The 23,175-nt window shown below is 66.4% G+C and carries 20 protein-coding genes; 6 read left to right on the top strand and 14 right to left on the bottom strand.

Translation table 11 applies throughout. The features are described 5' to 3' along the window. Positions 1 to 148: 148 nt before the first annotated feature. Positions 149 to 1,399 carry an ABC transporter substrate-binding protein gene (locus ACZ1A1_RS22380; RefSeq protein WP_313193241.1) on the bottom strand — a complete coding sequence of 417 codons (1,251 nt, stop codon included), beginning with the start codon at positions 1,397 to 1,399 and terminating at the stop codon, positions 149 to 151. Positions 1,400 to 1,731: 332 nt separating this feature from the next. On the opposite strand from ACZ1A1_RS22380, the gene ACZ1A1_RS22385 reads away from it, so the two are divergent. After that, entirely contained in the window at positions 1,732 to 2,784 is a 1,053-nt protein-coding gene (locus ACZ1A1_RS22385) for a LacI family transcriptional regulator (RefSeq protein ID WP_463621650.1), read from the top strand. A gap of 47 nt (positions 2,785 to 2,831) precedes the next feature. Here the strand turns inward: ACZ1A1_RS22385 and ACZ1A1_RS22390 are convergent, their stop codons facing one another. From ACZ1A1_RS22390 to ACZ1A1_RS22410, 5 genes are read right to left on the bottom strand one after another with little or no spacing between them, the layout of a single operon-like run. Further along, complete coding sequence (locus tag ACZ1A1_RS22390; protein WP_463621651.1) at positions 2,832 to 4,337, bottom strand: aldehyde dehydrogenase family protein; 1,506 nt, start codon at positions 4,335 to 4,337, stop codon at positions 2,832 to 2,834. After that, on the bottom strand, positions 4,337 to 5,116 hold the full coding sequence (locus ACZ1A1_RS22395) for an enoyl-CoA hydratase/isomerase family protein (protein ID WP_463621652.1): 780 nt from the start codon (positions 5,114 to 5,116) through the stop codon (positions 4,337 to 4,339). Before ACZ1A1_RS22395 ends, ACZ1A1_RS22390 begins: the two co-directional genes overlap by 1 nt. Beyond that, a complete protein-coding gene (locus tag ACZ1A1_RS22400) occupies positions 5,109 to 6,722 on the bottom strand; it encodes an acyl CoA:acetate/3-ketoacid CoA transferase (RefSeq protein WP_463621653.1) in 1,614 nt (537 codons plus the stop codon). Before ACZ1A1_RS22400 ends, ACZ1A1_RS22395 begins: the two co-directional genes overlap by 8 nt. Before the next feature lie 6 nt (positions 6,723 to 6,728). Then, positions 6,729 to 7,730 carry a Gfo/Idh/MocA family protein gene (locus ACZ1A1_RS22405; protein WP_463621654.1) on the bottom strand — a complete coding sequence of 334 codons (1,002 nt, stop codon included), beginning with the start codon at positions 7,728 to 7,730 and terminating at the stop codon, positions 6,729 to 6,731. After that, positions 7,727 to 8,767: a LacI family DNA-binding transcriptional regulator gene (locus ACZ1A1_RS22410; RefSeq protein ID WP_463621655.1), complete on the bottom strand. Its 1,041-nt coding sequence runs from the start codon at positions 8,765 to 8,767 to the stop codon at positions 7,727 to 7,729. Before ACZ1A1_RS22410 ends, ACZ1A1_RS22405 begins: the two co-directional genes overlap by 4 nt. Before the next feature lie 668 nt (positions 8,768 to 9,435). Between ACZ1A1_RS22410 and ACZ1A1_RS22415 the strand changes: the two genes are divergently transcribed. Further along, complete coding sequence (locus tag ACZ1A1_RS22415) at positions 9,436 to 10,602, top strand: dihydrodipicolinate synthase family protein (protein ID WP_463621656.1); 1,167 nt, start codon at positions 9,436 to 9,438, stop codon at positions 10,600 to 10,602. 80 nt (positions 10,603 to 10,682) lie between these two features. Then, on the top strand, positions 10,683 to 11,378 hold the full coding sequence (gene ung / locus ACZ1A1_RS22420) for a uracil-DNA glycosylase (protein ID WP_415212760.1): 696 nt from the start codon (positions 10,683 to 10,685) through the stop codon (positions 11,376 to 11,378). A 194-nt stretch (positions 11,379 to 11,572) separates the two neighbouring features. Here ung and ACZ1A1_RS22425 read toward each other — a convergent pair whose 3' ends face one another. The 6 genes from ACZ1A1_RS22425 to ACZ1A1_RS22450 all read right to left on the bottom strand — a co-directional run bounded on the left by ACZ1A1_RS22425 (position 11,573) and on the right by ACZ1A1_RS22450 (position 17,351). After that, entirely contained in the window at positions 11,573 to 12,523 is a 951-nt protein-coding gene (locus tag ACZ1A1_RS22425) for a nucleoside hydrolase (RefSeq protein ID WP_463621657.1), read from the bottom strand. A 33-nt stretch (positions 12,524 to 12,556) separates the two neighbouring features. Beyond that, positions 12,557 to 13,792 (bottom strand): NAD(P)/FAD-dependent oxidoreductase, encoded by a 1,236-nt coding sequence (locus tag ACZ1A1_RS22430; protein WP_463621658.1) that lies wholly within the window; start codon positions 13,790 to 13,792, stop codon positions 12,557 to 12,559. Between the two features lie 103 nt (positions 13,793 to 13,895). Then, on the bottom strand, positions 13,896 to 14,738 hold the full coding sequence (locus tag ACZ1A1_RS22435; protein WP_463621659.1) for a metal ABC transporter permease: 843 nt from the start codon (positions 14,736 to 14,738) through the stop codon (positions 13,896 to 13,898). Further along, a complete protein-coding gene (locus tag ACZ1A1_RS22440; RefSeq protein WP_463621660.1) occupies positions 14,735 to 15,607 on the bottom strand; it encodes a metal ABC transporter permease in 873 nt (290 codons plus the stop codon). Before ACZ1A1_RS22440 ends, ACZ1A1_RS22435 begins: the two co-directional genes overlap by 4 nt. Next, positions 15,604 to 16,464: a manganese/iron ABC transporter ATP-binding protein gene (locus tag ACZ1A1_RS22445; protein ID WP_463621661.1), complete on the bottom strand. Its 861-nt coding sequence runs from the start codon at positions 16,462 to 16,464 to the stop codon at positions 15,604 to 15,606. The genes ACZ1A1_RS22440 and ACZ1A1_RS22445 overlap by 4 nt, the downstream gene beginning before the upstream one ends. Continuing rightward, entirely contained in the window at positions 16,461 to 17,351 is an 891-nt protein-coding gene (locus tag ACZ1A1_RS22450) for a metal ABC transporter substrate-binding protein (protein ID WP_463621662.1), read from the bottom strand. The genes ACZ1A1_RS22445 and ACZ1A1_RS22450 overlap by 4 nt, the downstream gene beginning before the upstream one ends. 210 nt (positions 17,352 to 17,561) lie before the next feature. Between ACZ1A1_RS22450 and ACZ1A1_RS22455 the strand changes: the two genes are divergently transcribed. From ACZ1A1_RS22455 to ACZ1A1_RS22465, 3 genes are all read left to right on the top strand, one after another. Further along, positions 17,562 to 18,242, top strand: coding sequence for a hypothetical protein (locus ACZ1A1_RS22455; protein WP_463621663.1), 681 nt, complete (start codon positions 17,562 to 17,564; stop codon positions 18,240 to 18,242). A gap of 138 nt (positions 18,243 to 18,380) precedes the next feature. Then, positions 18,381 to 20,495 carry a glycine--tRNA ligase subunit beta gene (gene glyS, locus ACZ1A1_RS22460; RefSeq protein WP_463621664.1) on the top strand — a complete coding sequence of 705 codons (2,115 nt, stop codon included), beginning with the start codon at positions 18,381 to 18,383 and terminating at the stop codon, positions 20,493 to 20,495. 13 nt (positions 20,496 to 20,508) lie between these two features. Continuing rightward, complete coding sequence (locus ACZ1A1_RS22465; protein ID WP_463621665.1) at positions 20,509 to 21,003, top strand: 2-thiouracil desulfurase family protein; 495 nt, start codon at positions 20,509 to 20,511, stop codon at positions 21,001 to 21,003. 101 nt (positions 21,004 to 21,104) lie between these two features. Here ACZ1A1_RS22465 and ACZ1A1_RS22470 read toward each other — a convergent pair whose 3' ends face one another. Both ACZ1A1_RS22470 and purD read right to left on the bottom strand, forming a co-directional pair. After that, positions 21,105 to 21,569 (bottom strand): plant virulence effector HPE1-like domain-containing protein, encoded by a 465-nt coding sequence (locus tag ACZ1A1_RS22470; protein ID WP_463621666.1) that lies wholly within the window; start codon positions 21,567 to 21,569, stop codon positions 21,105 to 21,107. Positions 21,570 to 21,673: 104 nt separating this feature from the next. Continuing rightward, positions 21,674 to 22,945, bottom strand: coding sequence for a phosphoribosylamine--glycine ligase (purD, locus tag ACZ1A1_RS22475; RefSeq protein ID WP_463621668.1), 1,272 nt, complete (start codon positions 22,943 to 22,945; stop codon positions 21,674 to 21,676). Positions 22,946 to 23,175: the final 230 nt, after the last annotated feature.

Below are 23,175 nucleotides of genomic sequence, written 5' to 3' on the forward strand. Positions count from 1 at the left end.
CGTGTGTTTGCGGCGGCGGGGCCGTGCCCCTCATCCGCCTGCCGGCACCTTCTCCCCGCAGGCGGGGAGAAGGAGGTCTGCCGTGCCCTCTCAATTCCCTCTCCCCGCTTGCGGGGAGAGGGCCAGGGTGAGGGGCAGCGCCCTTGCCTTATTTCGCGGCCTCGACGGCGGCCTTGAGTTCCGTCACGGCTTCCTCGGAGGAAAGCTCGCCGTTGAACTGGCGGGTCACGACGTCGTAGATCGCGTTCTTGACGGAGGCCGGATTGGCGTGGCCGTGCGCCATGGAGCCGAACAGCGTGCCATTGGTGTTGGCTTCCGCGAGGTCCTTGATGGCCTTCTTGCCGCAATCGTCGAAGGCCTCGTCCGAGACGTCCGTGCGGGCCGGGGCCGAGCCCTTGACCACGTTGAAGGCCGACTGGAAGACCGGGTTCTCGATGGCCGAGGCCATGGCGAGCTGGGCCGGAACCTTGTCTTCGGCGACCTTGAACATCGCGAACTGGTCGGAGTTGAAGGTCACGGAGCCCTGCGTGCCCGGGAAGCGCATGCAGACGAAGTCCGAGCCCGGCTTCTTGCCGGCCTTGATGAACTCGCCCTTCGCCCAGTCGCCCATGAACTGGAGACCGGCCTTGCCTTCGATGACCATGGCGGACGCGAGGTTCCAGTCACGGCCCGAGAAGTTGTCGTCCACGTAGGAGCGCAGCTTCGTCATGCGGTCGAAGGCTTCCTTCATCTGGTCGCTGCCCAGCGTTTCCGGGTCGAGGTCGATGAAGGCCTTCTTGTAGAAGTCGTTGCCGAAGGAGAGCACGACCGCGTCGAAGATCGTGGCGTCCTGCCACGGCTGGCCGCCATGGGCGACCGGCGTGATGCCCTGTTCCTTGAACTTGTCGAGAAGGGCGACGAGTTCGTCCCAGTTCGCCGGTTCCTTGCCGCCGGCCTTGTCGAGCGCTTCCTTGTTGATCCACATCCAGTTGGTGGAGTGGACGTTGACCGGGGCGGCGATCCAGTGGCCGTCATATTTCGAGAACTGCTGCAGGGCGGTCGGGATCACCTTGTCCCAGCCTTCCTTGGCGGCGACTTCGTCGAGATTGCCGAGCGCGCCTTCCTTGGCCCAGTCGAGAATGTCGAAGCCGAGCATTTGCACCGCGGTCGGCGCGTTGCCGGCCGTGACGCGGGCGCGCAGCACCGTCATGGCTTCCGTGCCGCCGCCGCCGGCGACCGGCATGTCGGTCCAGGAGATGCCCTTGGATTCGAGATCCTTCTTGAGGACGTCGAGTGCGGCGGCTTCACCGCCCGAAGTCCACCAGTGGAGGACTTCCACATTCTCGGCTGCGCGGGCGGCGGTGCCGCCCATGCCCATCAGCACCGCAATCGCTGCGGTGGTCGTCAGAAACTTGCGCATCGTATTCCTCCCGTTTGCAAGTTCGAGGGCGGAAGCCTCCTCCCGCCGATTTCCCCGAGGCCCGAAGGCGCGTCGGAATCTGGTCCATGGCTCAAAGTGCCGCGCCAATTTAAAACGTTGTAAATTTGCGGAGTCAAGCCGCGATGGCATGGGCCGGCAGCTCTCTCTATAAACGCGGTAAATTCCGGAAGTGCAGGCAGGTCAGCCATTCCGAACGGCTTTGTGCGGCGCACTGAAATCGTTTTAAATTCTGTGCAGCGCAAGATTGCCGAATGCCGGGCGCACCGATATGGTGCCGCCAATTGACGAGTGCCATCCGAAGAAGCGTATCCGTGTCCCGCATCGAAAAGCCCGCCGACAGTGACCCCGCCCGCAGCACGCTTCGAGCCGGCAAGCCGACGCTGAAGACGATCGCGGAAATGACGGGGCTTGCGATCACCACGGTCTCCCGCGCGCTCGGCAATGCGCCGCAGATTTCCGAGGCGACGCGCCGCCGGGTGCACGAGGTCGCCGCGGCGATCGGCTATCTGCCGGACCGCGCCGCCCAGCGCCTCAAGACCGGCCGCACCAATGTCATTTCCGTGCTGCTCGACCCGCACGAGGAAATCCTCGGTTTCGGCACCTCCGTCATGCATGGCCTTGCGCGCGCCCTGCAGGCGACGCCCTACCATCTCATCGTCACGCCGAATTTCCTCGACGGCAGCAATATCGATGCGGTCAACTACATCATCCGCAACGGCATGGCCGACGGCCTGATCTTCTCGCGCACCGAGCCCTTCGATCCGCGCGTGCGGCTGCTGCTGGAGAACGGCTTTCCCTTCATCACGCATGGCCGCACGGAATTCTCCACCCCGCACGCCTTCGTCGACTACGACAATTTCGCCTTCGCCTACGAGGCGACGAAGCGCCTGATCGTCAAGGGCCGGCGCAAGGTGACGATCATCCTGCCGCCGAGGCGCCTGACCTTCCACCAGCACATGCTGCACGGCTTCATGACCGCCGTGCGCGAGGCGGGCATCGCCTACGAGATCCCCGAGGCTCTCGACCTCGACAGCCCCGCCGACATGATCCGCGACCATATGCGCCGCCGCAGCGCCGAGGCCGATCCGCCCGATGGCTTCACCTGTCCCGGCGAAGTCTCCGCGCTCGCGACCATCACCGGCATGAGCGACAATGGCCTTGCCCTCGGCGGCGAATACGACATTGTCGCCAAGCAGACCTCGCGCCTGCTCAGCCAGATCCAGCCGAAGGTCGAGACCATCTACGAGGACCTGACGGCGGCCGGCGAGGCCATGGGCCGGCTGCTCTTGAAGCGCATTGCCGGCGAACCGGCGGGTGAGCTCACCCTCTTGCAAAGCCCGCAATTCAGCTTCCCAACGCCCTGAGCGGGCGGCGGAGCCGATCCCAGCCGTGGTTGTCGGGAAGGTGTCTTTCATCGCGGCATCCACCAGCCGGTGCGTGCGCCCATATGCATGTTGAGCGTCTTGGTCTCTGTATAGTCCTCCACGGCATGGCGACCGAGTTCGCGGCCGAGGCCGGACTGGCGGTAGCCGCCGAAGGGCAGTTCCGAGGCGCCGTCCATGAAGGTGTTCATCCAGACCGTGCCGGCGCGCACCTTGCGGCCGATGGTGAGGCAGGTGTCGAAGTCGCGGCTCCAGACGCCGGCCGAAAGGCCGTAGTCGATGGCATTGGCGATGCGGATCGCCTCGTCCGTCGTCTCGAAGGTCAGTACCGAGAGGACCGGGCCGAACACCTCCTCGCGGGCGACCGCCATATCCGGCTGCACGCCGGAAAGGACCGTCGGGGCCATGAACTGGCCGAGGCCCAGATCGAGCGCCGCGCCACCCAGTGCCACCGAGGCGCCGGCCTTCGCCGCGCCGTCGACATAGGAACCGATCTTTTCGAGATGCTGCGGCGTGATGATCGCGCCGACCTGCGTCGCCGGATCGAGCGGATCGCCGACCTTCACCTTCCTCGCCAGCTCCGCGACACGCGCCGTCACTTCCGAAGCGATGGACGCGTGCAGGATCAGCCGCGAGCCGGCATTGCAGCATTCGCCGGCATTGAAATAGGCGCCGAAGACGGCGGCGTCGATGAATGCGTCGAGATCGGCGTCGGGGAAGACGATCTGCGGGTTCTTGCCGCCGAGTTCCAGCGACACCTTCTTCAGCGTCTGCGCGGCATTCGCCATGGTGAGGCGGCCGACGCCGGTGGAGCCGGTGAAGGAGACCATGTCAACATCGGGATGCGTCGTCATCGGCGCGCCGACCTCAGGGCCGGTGCCGGTGACGATGTTGACGACGCCGGCCGGAACGCCCGCCTCGATGAGGATTTCGCCGAGAAGGAGGGTCGAGCCGGAAGTCAGTTCCGAAGGCTTGACGACCGTCGTGCAGCCGGCGGCGAGCGCGAAAGGTAATTTCTGGCTTACGATCAGGAAGGGGAAGTTCCAGGGCGTGATGATCGAGACGACGCCGATGGCTTCGCGCAGCACGACGCCGAGTGTGCCTTCGCCGAGCGTGTTGTAGCTCTCTCCATGGAGGTCCCGGGCCAGCGCTGCGGCGTAGCGCCAGATATCGGCCGCGCCGGAAAGTTCGCCCTTGGCCTGGCTGATCGGCTTGCCGCTCTCGATGCAGTCGAGGAAGGCGAGCTCGTCGGCCTTCGCCGCGATGAGATCGGCGGCCCTGAGCAGGATGTTGGAGCGCTCGGCGCCCGTCATGCGCGGCCACGGGCCTTCATCGAAAGCCTTTCGGGCAGCGGCAATGGCGCGCTCGGCATCGGCCTTCGTGCCGGCCGGATAGCGGCTGACGACGACGCCGTGGCCGGGGGCCACGCGTTCGAGCGCGCTGCCGGCGCCTTCCGTCCAGACGCCGTCGATCAGCATGCGGAAATCGCGCGCCTTGAAATCGTCGAGCGCCTTGGGTTTCACATGCGCGGTCATCACCATTCTCCCTTGAAGTCTGCGGGGCGCTTTCCCGTGAAGGCGGCGACGCCTTCCTTGAGGTCCCCGGTCTTGGCGACGAGGATGGAGCCGAGGGCTTCCACCGCCGCGCCGTTGTCCTCGCCGTTCGCCACTGAAATCATCAGCTTGGAAATCTCCGTCGCCGCCGGCCCGCGCGAAGCGATGCGCGCCGCATAGGCCCTGGCGGCCTCGACGGCCGTTCCGGTCTCGACGACCTGATCGACGATGCCGAGCGTTGCCGCTTCCGCCGCCGTCAGCACCTCGCCGCCGAGCAGCATACGCCGCACGGCCTGCGCGCCGAAACGCTTGACCAGCCGCTGCGTGCCGGACCAGCCCGGCACCATGCCGAGGCCGGCTTCCGGCAGGCCGATCTTCACTTGTGCTTCGGCGATGCGGATATCCGCCGCCGCCGCCAGTTCCAGCCCGCCGCCCAGCGCATGGCCGTTGACGGCGGCGATCAGCGGCATGCGTAGCGTCGCCAGCCGCTCGAAGACGCGGTGGCCGAAGCGCACCCAGGCATGGCCGAATTCGTTCGGCTCCATGCCCGCCCAGGCGCGGATGTCGCCGCCTGCGGAGAAGGCCTTGCCCTCGCCGGTGAGGATGGCGACGCGCGCGGCGGCTTCGGCCTCCACCGTGTCGCAGGCGGCGGACAGTTCCTTCAGCATGTCGATGTCGAAGGCGTTCAGCTTTTCCGGCCGCGCGACGGTGATCGTCGCGACGGGGCCGTCGATGTCGATGCGGATGCGCGGCTCAGCCATGGTTCGCCCCCGCAAGCCGGCGCGGCGCCTTTTCCGGCAGTGTCAGGCCGAAGGGCGCATCGCTGAAGAGAGCTGCATCCATCACCTTGAGGTCCGGCGAGACGATCAGCGCGAACTCCGACTGGTCGAGGATATGCGCCTGGAGATCGACGCCCGGCGCGATCTCGGTCAGCATGAGGCCCTCGGGCGTCAGCTTCATTACGCAGCGTTCGGTGACATAGGTGATGTCCTGCCCCTGCGCGACGCCGCGCGGACCGGAGAAGGTGATGTGCTCGACCTCGTCGACCAGCTTCTTCAGCTTGCCTTCCTTCTCGATGACGAGCTTGCCGCCCTCGACGGCGAGCTTTGCGCCGGCATTGAACATGCCGGAGAAGACGACCTTCTTGGCCCGCGCCGTGATATCGACGAAGCCGCCGCAGCCCGCCGTCACATGCGGGCGGAAGGAGAGCTTCGAGACGTTGACCGAGCCATCCTTGCCGATCTCCAGGAAGGAGAGCAGCGAGGCATCGAAGCCCGCGCCCTGGAAATAGGTGAACTGGTAGGGCGAGGGCATGAAGGCATCGGCATTGGAGGCGCAGCCGAAGGCGAAGTCGAGCAGCGGCACGCCGCCGACCGCGCCCTGTTCGATCACCCAGGTGACGGCCCCGTGCAGGTCCTCTTCCATGAGGATGCGCGGCACGTTGGCGGAAATGCCGAAGCCGAGATTGACGGCGCTGCCGGCCTCAAGCTCCTGCGCCACGCGGCGGGCGATGACCTTCTGGATGTTGAATTCCGGCACGCGGAAGCTGTCGAGCGGGCGGAAGATCTCGCCGGAAATGGCGGGGTCGTAGAGCGTCTGCGTCGTCTGCTTCTGTTCGGGATCGACTACGATGTAATCGACCAGCACGCCCGGCACGCGCACGTCATGCGGCTTCAGCGAACCTTCCTTGGCCATGCGCTTGACCTGCGCGATGACGATGCCGCCATTGTTGCGGGCGGCAAGCGCCTGGTCGAGCCCGCCGAGAGTGGCGCCCTCGTGCTCGTAGGTTAGGTTGCCGCGCTCGTCGGCCGTGGTGGCGCGGATGATGGCGACCTGAGGGGCGATCGCCTTGAAATACAGCCATTCCTCGCCGGCGAAGGCGATCTTCTCGACGATCGGCTCGGCCGCGGCCTTGTCGTTCATGGCGCAGCCCTGCCGGGTCGGGTCCACGAAGGTGTCCAGCCCGACCTTGGTGATGACGCCGGGGCGCTTGGCGGCGGCCTCGCGGTGCATGTCGAAGAGGATGCCGGAGGGGATGTTGTAGGCCGGAATCTCGTTGCCGGTGATCATCTGCCAGATCAGCGGCGGCTCCGAGGAGGACGGGCCGGACGGATAGGAGCCGGCCAGCACCCTGGCGAGCAGGCCCTTCTTCGCGATGTAGTCGATGCCCTTGATGCCGCTCATGTCGCCAGCGGCGATGGGGTGCAGCGTCGTGATGTCGCGCGGATGGCCGGTCTCTTCGAAGCGCTCGCCGATGGCCTTCAATGTCAGGTCCGGGCAGCCGAGGCCGGAGGAGGAAGAAACCGAGACGACCGCGCCGTCCGGAATGAGGTCCGCCGCCTGGCGCGGGGTGATATGCTTGCTCATGATGGTCTAGAATCCGGTTTCGATGCGGACGGTCCTGCCCGTGCGGGCCGCCTCGACGACGACAAGGCCCGTCGCCAACGACCAGATACCGTCCTCGCCCGTGGCGGATGGCCGGCCCTTGCCGGCGACGGCGGCGTGGAAGGCGGAAAGGGCGGTTTCGTAGAGGTTCCTATGGTCGAGCGGCAGGTCATGTTCGCCGCTCGCATCGCGGAGCGTCACTGTGCCGGCGGCGCGCTGCGTCATCACGTTGCGGCCGATCAGCGAGCCGTCCGTGCCGTGCACCTCAAGGCCCGTCTCGGCGAATTTGGTGGTGAAGCCGTCGTGGAACTGGGCGATGACGCCATTCTTGAAGCGCAGCACGCCCATCACGGCGTCCTCCAGCCCGGCCTTGCCCATGCCGCCGGCCTGCGCGAAGGCGATGGCCTCCACCGGGTCGCTGTCGAGCACGAAGCGCAGTGTGTCGGCATCGTGCACGGTGATGTCGAGGATCACGCCGCCGCCGGCCTCCGGCTTGTCGAGCCGCCAGCCTTGCAGGTGGGGCGGCAGGTAGACGGCGTGGAAGACGCGGGCGGCAAGCGGCGTGCCGATGCGGCCGGCCTTGATCGCCTCGCGCATCGCCCGGTGCGTGGCGGCATTGCGCAGGTGATGGTTGGTCGCCATGACGATGCCGGCATCCTTCGCGGCCTGTACCATGGTGCGCGCATCGGTGAGCGCCATGGCGAGCGGCTTTTCGCAGAGGATGTGCTTGCCGGCCTTCGCGGCGGCGAGCGCCTGGTCGCGGTGCAGCTCGTTGGTGGTGGAGATGTAGACGGCGTCGATCTCGGGATCGTTCACCAGCGCGTCGAGCGTCGTCACCGACCTTGCGATGCCCTGCTCGGCCGCATAGGCCTTGCCGCGCTCGGCGCTGGTGCTCATCACCGAGACGACCTCGCCGCCCGTCGCGCGGATCGCGCTTATCACCCATTCCTTCGCGATCGTGCTCGCGCCGATCAGTCCCCATCGCGTCATGCCGACATCCTCCTCGTCTTCTGGCCGGCGCCGCAACTCTGGCGCACGACGAGGCGCACGGAGCTGACGATGGCCTCGGGCTCCACACGGCCCGCATTGATCTGTTTCAAGAGAAGCTGCGCCGCCCGCCGGCCCATGCCCTGCGGATCGACGGAAACGGTCGTCAGCGCCGGCACGGCTGTCTCGGCTTCGATCACGTCGTCGAAGCCGACCACGCCGAAATCGCGGCCGGGCTCCTTGCCGGCGGCGCGCAGCCCGTCGCAGACGCCGAAGGCGGCCGCATCGTTGAAGCAGAGTGCCGCCGTCGGCTGGTTGGCCAGCAGCAGGGCGCGCTCGATGGCCGCGACGCCGCCGGCGCGCGAGGCCGTCGTGCCGATGACCAGCGCATCCGGCGCTTCGAGGCCCGCCTCGGCAAGCGCATCGCGCCAGCCTTGCACGCGTTCGGCAAAGACCGTCGTGTTGGCGATACCGCCGAGGAAGGCGATGCGGCTGTGGCCGAGCGAGACGAGATGGCGAACCGCATCCTTCGCGCCGGCATAATTGTCGGAAAGAAGCGAGGAGATCTTCGCGCCTACCACGTTGCGCACCACGGCGACGACGGGAATGCCGCTCGCCGCGAGCGGCTTCAGGTCCGCCGCTTCCGTGCCGCGGGCGGGCGAGAGGATCAGGCCGGAAATGCCGTGCTCGCGCATGGAGGCGATGACCTCGCGCTGGCGGTCGACGCTTTCTGCGGAATTCGACAGGAACTGCACATAGCCGGCCGACTGCATGACCATGTCCATGCCGACCGCCAGCTCCGCGAAGAAGGAGTTGGTAAGGTCGTTGACGATGATGCCGATGATCCGCGAGGAGGCCGACTGGCGCAGGTTCGCCGCGCCGCGATTGTAGACATAGCCGAGCTCGCGGATGACCGCGTTTACTTTGGCACGCGTCGCCTCGTTGACGAGCGGGCTTGCCTGCAGGACGAGCGAGACGGTCGACTTCGACACGCCGGCGGCGCGCGCGATATCGACGACGGTCACTCGGCTCTTGTTCACGATCATCCTCCGGTGCGGGGTACTGTTGCCCGCTTGTTGGCGGGTAATTAATTGGATCGTTCCAAATTTGTCAAGCGCGATGTTGGAGGATTGACGGGTGGGCGTGCCGCATCTGCGATTGCCTCTCCGCTCTCCAAACTTGCTTTCGCTCTCCGTTCTTCTCCTGTCATCCTGTTTTTACCCTTGCCTTCCATCCGACACTCCCTCTCTGTCGTCATGGTCGGGCTTGACCCGGCCATCCACGCCGCATCCAAGAGCCGGCTGCGGTGGATCCTCGGCTCAAGGCCGAGGATGACGGCGGAGGGGTGGGAGGCCGAGGGCGGGAAGCGTCGCCAATGCTGCGGATACAGGCCGGAAGGGCCTCTTGGCGGCTAGAGAGAGTGGCGGTCTCGACAGGACCGGCGATCGGGGAAGCTCGTATGGCTGGAAAGGTGAGGAGAGGAAGGGGCGAGGGGTAAGAGGTGAGAGGTAAGAGTTGAGGGCTGGGGAGCTGAACGCTTGTCGGGAGGGGGGCTTCCGGACTTCGGGTAATCCAATCGAACTGGCGGCGTCAGGCCGCCGCCCCGGCATATCAAGTGCCGCCCCACGCCGAACATTCTCCCTCAAAATCACTCTTGAAATTTGGAACGATCTAAATTATTGCCCTTCAAAACCCTCGGGAGGACTCCATGTCGATCAGCCTTTCCCTGCCGCGTGCCGATGGTGGCGTCGAAGCCTATGGGCTCGTGGGCACGCCGACGGAACGCCCTGCCGCGGTGCCGGGCTTCAACCGTATCGCCTATGCCGCGGCCCATGTGGTTTCCGATCCGCGCCGCGATGCGCGGCCGTGGGAGGCGCCGGCTGTCGACTGGGAACGGACGATGGCCTTCCGGCATCATCTCTGGTCGCTGGGTTTCCGCATCGCCGAGGCGATGGATACCGCGCAGCGCGGAATGGGGCTGGACTGGGCCGGCGCGCAGGAGCTGATCCGCCGCTCGCTCGCCGAGGCGAAGACGGTGCCGGGTGCGGACCTTGCCTGCGGCGCGGGCACGGATCATCTCGATCCCGCTAGCACCCGTTCGCTGGACGATGTCGTCAGGGCCTATGAGGAGCAGGTCGGCTTCGTGGAAAAGCATGGCGGGCGCGCGATCATGATGGCGAGCCGGGCGCTTGCCCGCATCGCCGGGTCGCCGGACGATTACCGCAAGGTTTACGGCCGCATTCTTCGCCAGGCGAAGGACAAGGTCGTGCTGCACTGGCTCGGCGACATGTTCGATCCGCAGCTCAAAGGCTATTGGGGCTCGGACGCCTTCGGGCCGGCGCTCGATGCCGTTCTCTCGATCATCGAGGAGAACCGCGACAAGGTCGAGGGCATCAAGATCTCGCTGCTCGACAATGCCTGCGAGGTGGCGCTGCGCGACCGGCTGCCGGAGGGCGTGCTCTGCTTCACCGGCGACGATTTCAACTATGCCGAACTGATCGAGGGCGACGGGCGCAAATACAGCCATGCGCTGCTCGGCATCTTCGATGCGGTCGCGCCGCAGGCGTCGAAGGCGCTCGCCTCGCTTGTCGCCGGGGATGTCGCCACCTTCCGTGCGGTCATCGAACCGACCGTGCCGTTGTCGCGCAAGATCTTCGAGGCGCCGACGCAGTATTACAAGGCGGGCGTCGTCTTCCTCGCCTGGCTGAACGGGCATCAGGATCACTTCACCATGCCGGCCGGCATGCAGTCCGCCCGCGGCGTCCTGCATTATGCCGACGTCTTCCGCCTTGCCGACCGGGCGAATGTGCTCGACAGGCCGGAGCTTGCCGCCGCGCGCATGAAGAGCCTGATGTCGGTGCTCGGCGTCGCCTGAGATTAGCTGTGGATGACCGGTTGTTCGGCCGGTCCTTTCCGCCGTGCGGCGCTAAACTCTTCCTCCCGAAGGAGAGGACGATGGCAGCGACGGACGTAAAGATCGGAGAGAGCTGGAAGGCGCCGCTCGCGGCGGAATTCTCCAGCCCCTACATGGCCGAGCTGAAGAGCTTCCTGCTGGAGCAGAAGCAGGAGGGACGGCGCATCTTCCCGAAGGGAGCGGAATATTTCCGCGCGCTCGACCTGACGCCGCTCGACGAGGTGCGCGTCGTCATCCTCGGGCAGGACCCCTATCACGGCGAGGGGCAGGCGCATGGGCTGTGCTTTTCCGTGCAGCCGGGCGTGCGCATCCCGCCGTCGCTCGTCAATATCTACAAGGAAATGCAGGACGATCTCGGCATTCCGCCGGCCCGCCATGGATTCCTGGAGCATTGGGCGCGGCAGGGCGTGCTGCTGCTCAACAGCGTGCTGACGGTGGAGATGGGCCGTGCGGCCTCGCATCAGGGGCGCGGCTGGGAGCGCTTCACGGATGCGGTCATCCGCGCCGTCAACGAGCAGGAAAAGCCCGTCGTCTTCATCCTCTGGGGCTCCTATGCCCAGAAGAAGGCGGCCTTCGTCGACAAGAGCCGCCATCTCGTGCTGCGTTCGCCGCATCCCTCGCCGCTGTCGGCGCATAACGGGTTCTTCGGCACGCGGCCTTTTTCCAAGGCGAACGAATTTCTCGTCCAGCATGGTCGCACGCCGATCGACTGGCAATTGCCGGCGACGGCGGGCTGACGGGGTAGGGCTATACCGCAGGGGCTGCCCCTCATCCCCCTGCCGGGACCTTCTCCCCGCAAGCGGGGAGAAGGGGGTGTTGCACCGGCTTCCTCAAACCATAATGGAGGCAGAAAGCCCGTGCCTCCAGCGTTCCTCGCCCCGCTTGCGGGGAGAGGATGCCGGCAGGCAGGTGAGGGGCGGCTACGTCCGCTTTACCGCACCAGCGTCTCGTCCAGCAGCGCCATCACCTTTTCCGCATCGATGCCAATGCAGGCGTGCTGGCTCGGCAGGCCGTCCCAGTTGCCGGGCGGGAAGCTGCGGGCGTCGGGCTTCTGGATGGTCTGTCCGTCGGCGATGCCGCCGGCGACGACGCGGATCGCGCCGGGGCGGGTGGTGAAGAGGTCCGGCGCGACGAGGTAGATGCAGGCGCAGCTATCGTGCACCACCATGCCCTCGTCCTTCACATGCTGGCCGTAGAAGTCGATGTAGAACTGCGAGATGTCGGAGAGCAGCCTGAGGTGCCGGCCGTTCTGCGCGGTGAGTTCGGCGAGGCGCTTGCGGGTCATCACGGTCTTCATCGTCACGTCGAGGCCGACGACGACGACCTTCCACGGCGCGGTCATCACCACGTCGGCGGCTTCCGGGTCGCCGTGGATATTGGCTTCGGCGGCGGGGGTGATGTTGCCGGGCACATCGAAGGCGCCGCCCATGATGATGACCTGTTTCACGAGGCCGGCGATCTCGGGGTCTTCCTTCAGCGCATAGGCAAGGTTCGACATGCGGCCGACGGCGATCAGCGTTACCTCGCCGGGATTGGCCCGCACGGTCTCGATGATGAAGCGGTGCGCCGGGCGCGGATCGACGGGCAGGTCGATCGTCTCGGGCACGTCGATATTGCCGAGCCCGTCATGGCCGTGGATCATCACCGGCCAGTCGGTGGGGTTGCGCATCGGGTTGTAGGTCTTGCCCTCGCCGCGGGCGACCGGGGCGGCAATGCCCCATTCGCGCTTGAGGAACAGCGCGTTGCGCGTCGTCGTCTCGATGGCGGCATTGCCGAAGACGGTGGTGATGCCGATGAGGTCGATTTCCGGATGGTTGTGCAGGAAAAGCAGCGCCATGGCGTCGTCGACGCCGGGATCCGTGTCGAAAATAACCTTATGCATGGTCGGTTTCTTTCTTTTTATTGTTCTGGGAACTTACTGGAAGCGGGCGATGGAGAAGGGGGCGAGCGCAGCGTCCGTCTCGCCGGAGAGGAGGCGCGCGACCTGGCGGCCGGTCGTTGCCGAAAGCGTCAGGCCGACATGGCCGTGGCCGAAGGCAAAGGCGATGCGCGGGTCGCTCGGATGCAGGCTGATGACGGGAAGCGAATCCGGCGTGGAGGGGCGCCGGCCCATCCATTCCGTGCCGCCTTCCTCCTGGAGATCGGGCACGTAGCGGCGCATCTTGCGGCGCATGGCGGCGGCGCGCCTGTAGTTGGCGGGGGCTTCGGGCGAGGCGAGTTCGACCGTGCCGCCGATGCGCAGGGCGTTTTCGAAGGGCGTCGCGACGAAGCCGTGCTCGGAGAAGAAGACCGGCATTTCCAGCACGGTCGAGGGGTTCATGAAGGTCGTGTTGTAGCCGCGCTCGGTTTCCAGCAGCACTTTCAGCCCGAGATCGGCGACGAAGCGGCGCGACCAGACGCCCGAGGCGATCGCCAGCCGGTCGAAGGTGAATTCCCGGCCGCCTTCCGTGCGCACGACGATGCCGCTTTCCGCCTGCGCCACCGAGGAGACGGTAGCGTCGAGGAGCGTCGCGCGTTCGCGCAGCGACGCCTGCAGCCGGCGCAGGAAGGTCAGCGGATATTCGAAGGTCTTGTAGCCGTCGTTGAAGACCGCGCCGGCGAAGGCGCCCTCCAAGGCCGGCACGCGGCGGCGGGCCTCTTCCGCGTCCAGCTTCTCGACGTTGAAGCCGAGCAGCTTCGCGTTCTCCGCCTCGTGGGCGAAAGCCTTGTCGCGCGCCGCGGCGCTGTCGAAGACCGTCAGCGCGCCGGTGTCGCGGATATGGCCGGAAATGCCGGCCAGGGCGCCCAGATGGGCATGGTCGGCTTCCGCCGTCTTCATCAACGTCAGGAGCGCGGCACGGCCTTCCGCCACCTTTCCGGGGCGGGCGGAAAGCAGGAAGCGGACGAGCCAGGGCGTGAGCGCCGGCAGGTCCTGCCAGCGCAGCGTCAGCGGGCCGAGCGGGTCGAGCAGCCATTTCGGCACGGAGAGCAGCATGTCCGCCTGGGCGAGCGGGTCGATCCCGGGCACGGCGAGGATGCCCGCATTGCCGACGGAAGCCGGCAGGCCGCCCGCGTCCCGTTCGAGGATCGTGACGCTGTGGCCCCGTTCCATGAGATTGAGCGCTGTGGCGCAGCCCATGAGGCCGCCGCCGACGATACCGATATGCGCCATGCCGTCCCGTTGCGTTTGCGTTGGTTTCGGCCGAAGCAGGTCGGCCGTTCGCGCCGGACGTTAGACGGAAACCGGTCCTCTGTCGACAGAGCGGCGGCGGCGGTCAGGCCTCCTGCGCGGGCCGGCGGTTCTGCAGCATCCGCCGGATGAAGGCGAGGACGAATAGGACGGCCATCAGCAGCACGATGGTCGGCGCGGGGGCGCTGTCGATCATGAAGCTCAGCCAGATGCCGCAGAAGGACGCGCCGAGCGCGACGGCGACGGCCACCATCAGCATGCTCGGAAAACGGCGGGTGAGAAGGGCTGCGATGGCGCCGGGCGCGACCAGCATGGCGACCGCGAGGATGATGCCGACCGCCTTCAGCGCGCCGACCACGACGAGCGAGAGCACGGCGAGAAGCCCGTAATGCAGGAGCCGCACCGGCAGGCCGATGGCCGAGGCATGCTGCCGGTCGAAGGCCTGCACCAAGAGGTCCTTGCGGAAGAGGAGGATGAAGGCGGTCGAGGCGCTGGCGATGGCTATCGTCTCCACGAGATCGGAGGCCGCGATGCCGAGCATATCGCCGAAGAGGATATGGTCGAGGTGGATGTCCGGCTGGATCTTCACATAAAGCACGACGCCGAGGGCAAACATGCCGGAAAAGACGATGCCGAGAATCGTGTCCTCCTTCACCCGGCTGTTGTCCTTGAGATAGCCGGCGGCGAGCGCGCAGAAGAGGCCCGCGACGAAGGCGCCGGCCGCAAACGGCAGGCCCAGGACATAGGCGATGACGACGCCGGGAAGGACGGCATGCGAGACCGCATCGCCCATCAGCGACCAGCCCTTCAGCACGAGATAGCAGGAGAGCAGCGCCATCGGCACGGCGATGACGAGCGTCACCAGGAAGGCGTTCTGCATGAAGGCGAGCTGGAAGGGCAGGAGCGCGAGTTCGAGCGTCTCGTTCATGGCATGGTGCCTTCCGTGGTTTCGAGCGCCTGCCTGCCCCTGCGGCGCGCGGCGATGAGGCCGTGCTTGGGCGCGAAGAGGAAGGCGAGGAGGAAGATCGCGGTCTGCAGGACGACGATGATGCCGCCGGTCGCGCCGTCGAGGAAATAGGAGAGATAGGCGCCGGTAAGGCTGGTGCCGGCTCCGAGGGCGGCGGCGATGACGATGAGGCGCTGGAAGCGGTCGGTGAGGAGATAGGCCGTCGCGCCCGGCGTCACCACCATGGCGACGACGAGGAAGGCGCCGACCGTCTGCATGGCCGCGACCGTCGAGGCGCTGAGGAGAGTGAAGAACAGGATCTTCAGGCCCGTCGGGTTGAGGCCGATGGAGCGGGCATGGTTCTCGTCGAAGAAGGCGACCATCAGGTCCTTCCATTTGAAGAGGAGGACGGCGAGCGTGACAGCGCCGATGATGGCGAGCTGGATCGTATCCTCCCGCGTCACGGCGAGGATATTGCCGAGCACGATGGTCTGGATGTTCACCGGCGTCGGCGAGAGCGAGACCATGAAGAGGCCGAGGCCGAAGAAGGAGGAGAAGATCATGCCGATGATCGCATCCTCCTTGAGCTGCGTCTGGCGGTTGAGGAAGAGCATGGCGGCGGCGGCGAGCCCGCCGGACAGGAAGGCGCCGGCCGCGAAGGGCAGGCCCAGCATATAGGCCCCGGCGACACCCGGCACGATGGAATGCGAGAGCGCGTCGCCGATCAGCGACCAGCCCTTGAGCATCAGATAGGCGGACAGGAAGCCGCAGATGCAGCCGACCAGCGCGCTCACCCACATGGCGTTGACCATGTAGCCGTAGCCGAAGGGTTCCAGCAGCGCGTCGATCACGGTTTCTTCTCCTCGCCATAGATGACGAAGGGGCGCTCGTCGTCGGTGATGACCTTGACCGAGCGCCTGTCCTCGTCGTCGTGCAGGTCGCGGCCGCCGAGGATGAAGTGGCGCAGCACGCCGCCGAAGGCGCGCTCCAGATTGGCCTCGGTGAAGGTCTCCGCCGTCGGGCCGGAGGCGATGACGGTGCCCTTGACGAAGACCGTGCGGTCGCAGAAATCCGGCACGCTGCCGAGATTGTGGGTGGAGACGAGCATGACGCGACCCTCGTCGCGCAGCTTGCCGAGCAGCTCGATGATCTGCTCTTCCGTGGTCACGTCGACGCCGGTGAAGGGCTCGTCGAGCAGGATCACCTGGCCCTCCTGCGCCAAGGCGCGGGCGAGGAAGACGCGCTTCCTCTGCCCGCCGGAAAGCTCGCCAATCTGGCGCTTGCGGAAACCCGCCATGTTGACGCGGGAAAGCGCTTCCTCGACCATCTCGTGGTCGCGTTTCGTCGGGATGCGCAGCCAGTTCATGTGGCCGTAGCGGCCCATCATCACCACGTCCTCGACGAGCACGGGGAAGGTCCAGTCCACCTCCTCGGCCTGCGGCACATAGGCGACGAGGTTCTGCTTCAGCGCCTCGCGCACGGAAAGGCCGAGGATCGTCACCTTGCCGGCGGCGACCGGCACGAAGCCCATGATCGCCTTGAAGAGGGTGGACTTGCCCGCGCCGTTGACCCCGACCAGCGCGGTGATCGTGCCCTTCGGCACGGAGAAGCTGGCATGGCGCAGCGCCGTGAGGCCGTTCCGGTAGGTGACGGTCACGTCCTCGGCGACGATGCCGTCGACCGTCTTCGGCTTGCCGCCCATCCTCATTGCGAAAGACCTTTCACGATGGTTTCGGAGGTCACGCGCAGGAGGTCGAGATAGGTCGGCACGGGGCCGTCCGCCTCGCTCAGCGAGTCGACATAGAGGACGCCGCCGTAAGCGGCGCCCGTTTCGGCCGCGACCTGTTTGGCGGGATCGGCGGAAACGGTGCTTTCGCTGAAGACGACATGGATATTGTGCTCGCGCACCGCATCGATCACCGCCTTCACCTGCTTGGGCGTGCCCTGCTGGTCGGCGTTGATCGGCCAGAGGAAGAGCTCCTTGAGGCCGAAATCGCGGGCGAGATAGGAGAAGGCGCCCTCGCTGGTGACGAGCCAGCGCTTTTCCTCCGGCAGCGCGCCGATCTTCGCCTTCATCTCAGCGCCGAGCGCCTCGATCTTCGCGCTATAGGCCTTGGCGTTGGCGTCGTAGGTCGCGGCATTGGCGGGGTCGAGCGTGCCGAGTGCCTTGCGGATGTTCTCGACATAGATCAGCGCATTGTCCGGCGACATCCAGGCATGCGGGTTCGGCTTGCCCTCGTAGGGGCCTTCCACGATGCTCATCGGCGTGACGCCGTCGCTGACCGTGACATTGGGCACGTCGCCGAGATTGGCGAGGAACTTCTGGAACCAGAGTTCCAGGTTGAGGCCGTTCCACAGCACCAGCTTGGCGTCCTGCGCCTTGAGGATATCGCGCGGCGTCGGCTGGTAGTTGTGGATTTCCGCGCCCGGCTTGGTGATGGATTCCACCGTGGCCGCATCGCCCGCCACATTCGCCGCGATGTCGGCGATGATGGTGAAGGTCGTCACCACCTTCGGCTTTTCCTGCGCGAAGGCGGGGGCGGTGGCGAGAAGCGGCAGGGCGAGAAGAAGGGCATTGAAGGAACGGCGGAGCATCGGTTCTCCTGAACTGCTTTTGCGAATGAGTTGCAATAAAATATAGAGCGGTTTTGCAGCCTGTCAACGCAATTGCAAATCATTCGCAAAAATGGTCCGAAATCGGGCGGGCGGTTTAAAACTTCCGAAACGCCCGCAGGCTAAAGTTCGGCCAGTTCGCGCGCTCTCGGCGCGTTCCCTGTTCTGCGTTCCAAGAGAAGTTCGTCGCCCGTGAAGTTCCTTCCGACCTCGTTCCGCCTGTCCCGGAAGCTGCTGATCATCGCTGCCGGCGTGCTGGTCCTGACCGGCGCCTCCGGCGCGGCCGCGATCTTCGTCGGGCGCGACGTGCTGCTCGGTCCGTCGACGGAGACGGTGTCCGGTGCCGCCTGCACGACGGTGACGACCGTGCGCCTCGAACAGGACGGCCAGCAATGGCTGCGCAAATATGTGCGCTCGGATGCCAGGGACGGCGAGGTGCGCGTCAAGACGGCGCTGCGCGTTGCCGGGGCCGTCTCGAATGCCGAGGACGCCGATCTCTACCAGATCATCCTGATCGACGCCGCCGGGCCCGAATATCGCGCCGACATGCGCGGCCGGGCCATCGGCGCGGAAGTGCTCTTTGCCCGCGATCCCTCCGCCGTTCCCGGCATGAGCGCGCCCTTCGTCGCGCGCTATACGGACGGCGTTCCCGCCGCCAACGGGGAATTCTACGGCGAGCGCAAGGAGCTTTCGCTCGACGAGATCAAGACCATCGTCACGGCGATGAAGGAGCGGGCGGACTGTATCGACCCGAACGCGGTCGAGACGGCGGCCTCCGGCCATGGCGAGGCCAAGGAAGCGGGCGGCCATGGCGCGGAAGGCGAGCATGCCGCCGCCGAAGGCACGCACGAGGTCGCGTCCAGCGGTCATTGACCGCGCTCGTCTCTGCCGCACGGCATATTTGCCGTTGTACAGCACCACCTAACTTTGCTAGCAGAGAGCACGATTTTCACCCCATACCGGCACGCTCGTGCCGACCCTTCCCGAGAGGGGAGGGTGAGGAAAGTTGACATGCCCGATCTCCTGCTTGAACTCCGCTCCGAGGAAATCCCCGCCCGCATGCAGCGCAAGGCGGCCGGCGACCTGAAGAAGCTCGTCACCGACGCGCTCGTCGAGGCGGGCCTGACCTACGAGGGCGCGCGCGAATACTGGACGCCGCGCCGCCTGACGCTCGATATCCGCGGCCTCAACGCCCGCTCGGCCGATATCCGCGAGGAGCGCAAGGGCCCGCGCACGGATGCGAACGAGAAGGCCATCGAAGGTTTCCTGCGCGGCGCCGGTCTCTCGTCGATCTCCGAAGCGCATGTCCACAGCGATCCGAAGAAGGGCGATTTCTACGTCGCCCATATCGTCAAGCCGGGCCGCCCGGCCGACGAGATCATCGCCGAGGTGATGCCGGGCATCATCCGCAACTTCCCCTGGCCGAAGTCGATGCGCTCGGGCGCGGCCTCCGCAAAGCCCGGTGCGATGCGCTGGGTGCGTCCGCTGCAATCCATCGTCTGTACCTTCGGCTCGGAGACGGAGGAGACGCGCGTCGTGCCCTTCGAGGTCGACGGGCTTACTGCCGGGAACGTCACCTACGGCCACCGCTTCCATGCGCCCGAGGCCATCACCGTGCGCCGCTTCGAGGACTATGTCGCCAATCTGGAGAAGGCGAAGGTCGTGCTCGATGCCGAGCGCCGCAAGCAGATCATTGCGACGGATGCCAACAACATCGCCTTCGCCAGCGGCCTCGAACTGGTCGAGGACGAGGCCCTGCTGGAAGAGGTCTCCGGCCTCGTCGAATGGCCTCAGGTGCTGATGGGCACGTTCGACGAGGAGTTCCTGGCGATCCCCTCCGAGATCATCCGCCTCACCATCAAGACCAACCAGAAATGCTTCGTCACCCGCAAGCCGGGCGCCGATACGCTTTCCAACCACTTCATCCTGATCTCGAACATCGAGGCGAAGGATGGTGGCAAGGAGATCGTGCATGGCAACGGCAAGGTGGTGCGCGCGCGCCTTTCGGACGCCAAGCACTTCTGGCTGCGCGACCAGCACGACCTGCCCGACCTCGACACGCTGAAGGCATCGGCCGAGACGTTCGGCCTCGACCTCAAAAAGCCGCTCGACCAGCGCATGGCCAAGCTCGACGCGCTCAACGTCACCTTCCATGCCAAGCTCGGCACGCAGGGTGAGCGCGTTTCGCGCATCCGCACGCTTGCCGCCGAACTCGCCAAGGTCACGGGCGCCGATGCCGCCCTCGTCGACCGCGCCGTGGTGCTCGCGAAGGCGGACCTGCGCACCGAAGCCGTCGGCGAATTCCCGGAACTGCAGGGCATCATGGGCCGCAAATATGCGCTCCTGCAGGGTGAGGACGCCGCCGTCGCCGAGGCCATCGAGGATCATTACAAGCCGCAGGGCCCTTCCGACCGCGTGCCGGGCGGCAAGGTGGGCCTCACCGTGGCGCTCGCCGACAAGCTCGACACGCTGATCGGCTTCTGGGCCATCGACGAGAAGCCGACCGGCTCGAAGGACCCCTATGCGCTGCGCCGCGCCGCGCTCGGCGTCATCCGCATGCTCTTGGAAAAGAACATCCGCCTGCCGCTCCTTTCCGTCGCGAAGGACCCGGACCTTCTCGCCTTCTTCCATGATCGCCTGAAGGTCTATCTGCGCGACATGGGCGCGCGCCACGACCTCATCGACGCCGTGCTGACGCCGGAGGCCGACGATCTCCTGATGGTCGCCCGCCGCGTCGAGGCGCTGACGGCCTTTATCACCTCGGAGGATGGACAGAACCTCCTCGCCGGCACCAAGCGCGCGACGCAGCTTCTCGCCGCCGAGGAGAAGAAGGGCACCGTCGTCGAGGGCGCCGTCTCGGCCGACCTTCTGAAGCTCGACGCTGAGAAGGTGCTTTACGCTGCCGTTGAAACCGCCTCGAAGGATGCGGCCGCGGCCGTCGCCAGGGAGGATTTCCGCTCGGCCATGGAAGCGCTCTCGATGCTCCGCGCACCGGTGGACCAGTTCTTCAACGACGTCCTCGTCAACGACGACGACCCGGCCATCCGCGCCAACCGCCTCGCGCTGCTCTTTGCCATCCGCGCGGCGACCGGCACGGTCGCGGATTTCTCCAGGATCACGGGGTAAGGGGCGGGCGCTGATGGCCGGCAGGATCCTCATCAGCGCCTGTCTTGCCGGTCTGCCGGTCCGCTACAACGGATCGGCCAAGCCGCTCGTCCATGCGGCCGTCGACCGCTGGATGGCGGAGGGGCGGCTGGTGACGCTGTGTCCGGAGCTTGCGGGCGGCTTCCAGGTGCCTCGACCGCCGGCGGAAATCGAGAACGGGCTCGATGGCGACGACGTGCTCGACGGGCGGGCGCGGGTGCTGGAGATTTCCGGCGGGGACGTGTCCGCCGCCTATATCGACGGCGCGCGCATCGCGCTCGATGTCGCGCGGCGGAATGATTGCCGCCATGCGCTTCTGATCGACGGAAGCCCGTCCTGCGGTTCCGGCTTCGTCTATGACGGCACGTTTTCCGGCAGCCGGCATGTCGGACAGGGCGTGACGGCGGCGCTCCTGCGGCGCAGCGGCATTGCCGTCTATTCCGACCGCGAGGTCGACCGGCTCGTCAGCGATATGGGGGAGGGCCGCTGATACGCGTGCGCCCCTGCTTGAGGTCAGGGGCGCAAACGTCCGCTTTCGCGGATTCCTGTCAGCCTGGAGGGACTGAGAGGCAGGGCTCCCATAATATGGGGTCAATCAAGCCGGAGTTCAAATTTTCCCGGATCAAACTCGCGTGAAGAGGCGATCGCGGCCGTTTTCACATGCCGCGCCGCGCCTTCGTCGAGCGCGCCGGTCCTGGTGCCGGCGTCCACCGTCACCGCATTGTCCTCGGCGGGAGTATCCGTGCTTGCGGCCTGCGTGGCCTCGGCCGGCGCCTTGCTGACGAAGACGACGGGCGAGCCGCCCATCCAGGCTTCCGTGCGGAAGATCTTGCGCTCGCCGTTCTCCTCGCGGACCTCGATCTTCTGCGTGCCGGGCGCGATGGCGTCGACATGATAGGTCGCGGCCTTGACCTTGGGCTTCAGCGCCGGGCAGTCGCCGCATCGGATCGTCTCGATGCTGTCCGCCGAGACGGCGCCCACAAGGGGGCGGATCGAATCCGCGAAGGCCGGGGCGGCAAGAAGCGCGAAGGCAAGGGTCGGCAACAGGATACGCATCGACGGTTCTCCTCATCGGTGAGGGGAGAATAGCGCCCGTCGGTTACGAGCCCGTCAGGGGAAATGGTAAAATTTGATGAAACGGCGTTTTTCGCCGGCCGCCGTCAGGCCCTTTCGCGGGCAACGGCGCGCCAGCCGATGTCGCGCCGGCAGAAGCCGTTTTCCCATTTTACCCGGTCGAGCGCCTCGTATGCCACCTTTTGCGCCTCGGCGACCGTCGGCGCGACGGCGGTGACGTTCAGCACGCGCCCGCCGGTCGCCACGAGCTGGCCGTCCTTCAGCGCTGTGCCGGCATGGAACACCTTCGTGGCGGCGTCGTCGGCCGGCAGCGAGAGGATCGGCGTCGCCTTCTCGTAGGCGCCCGGATAGCCCTTCGAGGCCATGACGACGGTGAGCGCGGGATCGTCGCGCCATTCGGCAGAGACCTTGTCGAGCCGACCGATGGCGGCAGCGTGGAGGATCGGCAGCAGATCGCTTTCGAGCCGCATCATCAGCACCTGGCACTCCGGATCGCCGAAGCGCACATTGTATTCGATCAGCTCGGGACCCTTGGCGGTGATCATCAGGCCGGCGAAGAGCACGCCCTGGAAGGGATGGCCGTCCGCCGCCATGCCGCGGATCGTCGGCTCGATGATCTCCTTCATCGTGCGCTCGACCATGCCGGGCGTCATCACCGGGGCCGGCGAATAGGCGCCCATGCCGCCGGTGTTCGGGCCGGTATCGCCGTCGCCAACGCGCTTGTGGTCCTGCGCGGAGGCGAGCGGCAGCGCGTTCACGCCGTCGCAGAGGCAGAAGAAGCTCGCCTCCTCGCCGTCGAGGAAGGCTTCCACGACGACTTCCGCGCCGGCCGCGCCGAAAGCGCCGTCGAAGCAGTCGTCGACGGCCGCCAGCGCCTCGGGCAGCGTCATGGCGACGGTCACGCCCTTGCCGGCGGCAAGCCCGTCCGCCTTGATGACGATCGGCGCGCCCTCGGCCTCGATATAGGACCTGGCGGAAGCGGCGTCGGTGAAGCGCCTGTAGGCGCCGGTCGGGATATCGTATTTGGCGCAGAGGTCCTTGGTGAAGCCCTTGGAGCCTTCGAGCTGGGCGGCGGCCGCCGAGGGCCCGAAGACGTCGATGCCGCCCGCGCGCAGCACGTCGGCGAGACCCGCGACGAGCGGGGCTTCCGGGCCGACGACGACGAAGGAGACGCCGTTCTCGCGGCAGAAGGCGGAGACCGCCGCATGGTCCTCGATATCGAGGGAGACCAGCGTCGCGCATTCGGCGATGCCGGGATTGCCGGGGGCGGCGTAGAGCGTGGTGAGGAGGGGCGATTGCGCCAGCTTCCAGGCAAGGGCGTGCTCGCGTCCGCCCGATCCGATCAACAGAACCTTCATGCCCGTACCCTCGACCTGATGCTTGTTGCTGGCGGGTTAAGGGGACGGGGGCGAAAGGTCAAGGGCCGCGGCGCTCGTGAATATCGTAGCCTCCTTTTCCTCTGCGGCGCGACTGAGGAATTCTGGTTCGGTGCTGCAGATTTGAGCGAATCATTTCACCTTCGAAAGCTGGCGAATGGTTAGCGAATCGGTAATGAAACGTGGCTAATGTTCGTGCAATCAAAGGTTTC

The sequence above is a fragment of the Shinella sp. R2-11 genome (assembly GCF_055330205.1).

Coding starts and splice junctions, on each gene's coding strand:
- ACZ1A1_RS22380 (WP_313193241.1), bottom strand. CDS start 1,399: ATGCGCAAGTTTCTGACGACCACCGCAGCGATTGCGGTGCTGATGGGC.
- ACZ1A1_RS22390 (WP_463621651.1), bottom strand. CDS start 4,337: ATGACCGCGCATGTGAAACCCAAGGCGCTCGACGATTTCAAGGCGCGC.
- ACZ1A1_RS22395 (WP_463621652.1), bottom strand. CDS start 5,116: ATGGCTGAGCCGCGCATCCGCATCGACATCGACGGCCCCGTCGCGACG.
- ACZ1A1_RS22400 (WP_463621653.1), bottom strand. CDS start 6,722: ATGAGCAAGCATATCACCCCGCGCCAGGCGGCGGACCTCATTCCGGAC.
- ACZ1A1_RS22405 (WP_463621654.1), bottom strand. CDS start 7,730: ATGACGCGATGGGGACTGATCGGCGCGAGCACGATCGCGAAGGAATGG.
- ACZ1A1_RS22415 (WP_463621656.1), top strand. CDS start 9,436: ATGTCGATCAGCCTTTCCCTGCCGCGTGCCGATGGTGGCGTCGAAGCC.
- ung (WP_415212760.1), top strand. CDS start 10,683: ATGGCAGCGACGGACGTAAAGATCGGAGAGAGCTGGAAGGCGCCGCTC.
- ACZ1A1_RS22425 (WP_463621657.1), bottom strand. CDS start 12,523: ATGCATAAGGTTATTTTCGACACGGATCCCGGCGTCGACGACGCCATG.
- ACZ1A1_RS22430 (WP_463621658.1), bottom strand. CDS start 13,792: ATGGCGCATATCGGTATCGTCGGCGGCGGCCTCATGGGCTGCGCCACA.
- ACZ1A1_RS22435 (WP_463621659.1), bottom strand. CDS start 14,738: ATGAACGAGACGCTCGAACTCGCGCTCCTGCCCTTCCAGCTCGCCTTC.
- ACZ1A1_RS22445 (WP_463621661.1), bottom strand. CDS start 16,464: ATGAGGATGGGCGGCAAGCCGAAGACGGTCGACGGCATCGTCGCCGAG.
- ACZ1A1_RS22450 (WP_463621662.1), bottom strand. CDS start 17,351: ATGCTCCGCCGTTCCTTCAATGCCCTTCTTCTCGCCCTGCCGCTTCTC.
- glyS (WP_463621664.1), top strand. CDS start 18,381: ATGCCCGATCTCCTGCTTGAACTCCGCTCCGAGGAAATCCCCGCCCGC.
- ACZ1A1_RS22465 (WP_463621665.1), top strand. CDS start 20,509: ATGGCCGGCAGGATCCTCATCAGCGCCTGTCTTGCCGGTCTGCCGGTC.
- ACZ1A1_RS22470 (WP_463621666.1), bottom strand. CDS start 21,569: ATGCGTATCCTGTTGCCGACCCTTGCCTTCGCGCTTCTTGCCGCCCCG.
- purD (WP_463621668.1), bottom strand. CDS start 22,945: ATGAAGGTTCTGTTGATCGGATCGGGCGGACGCGAGCACGCCCTTGCC.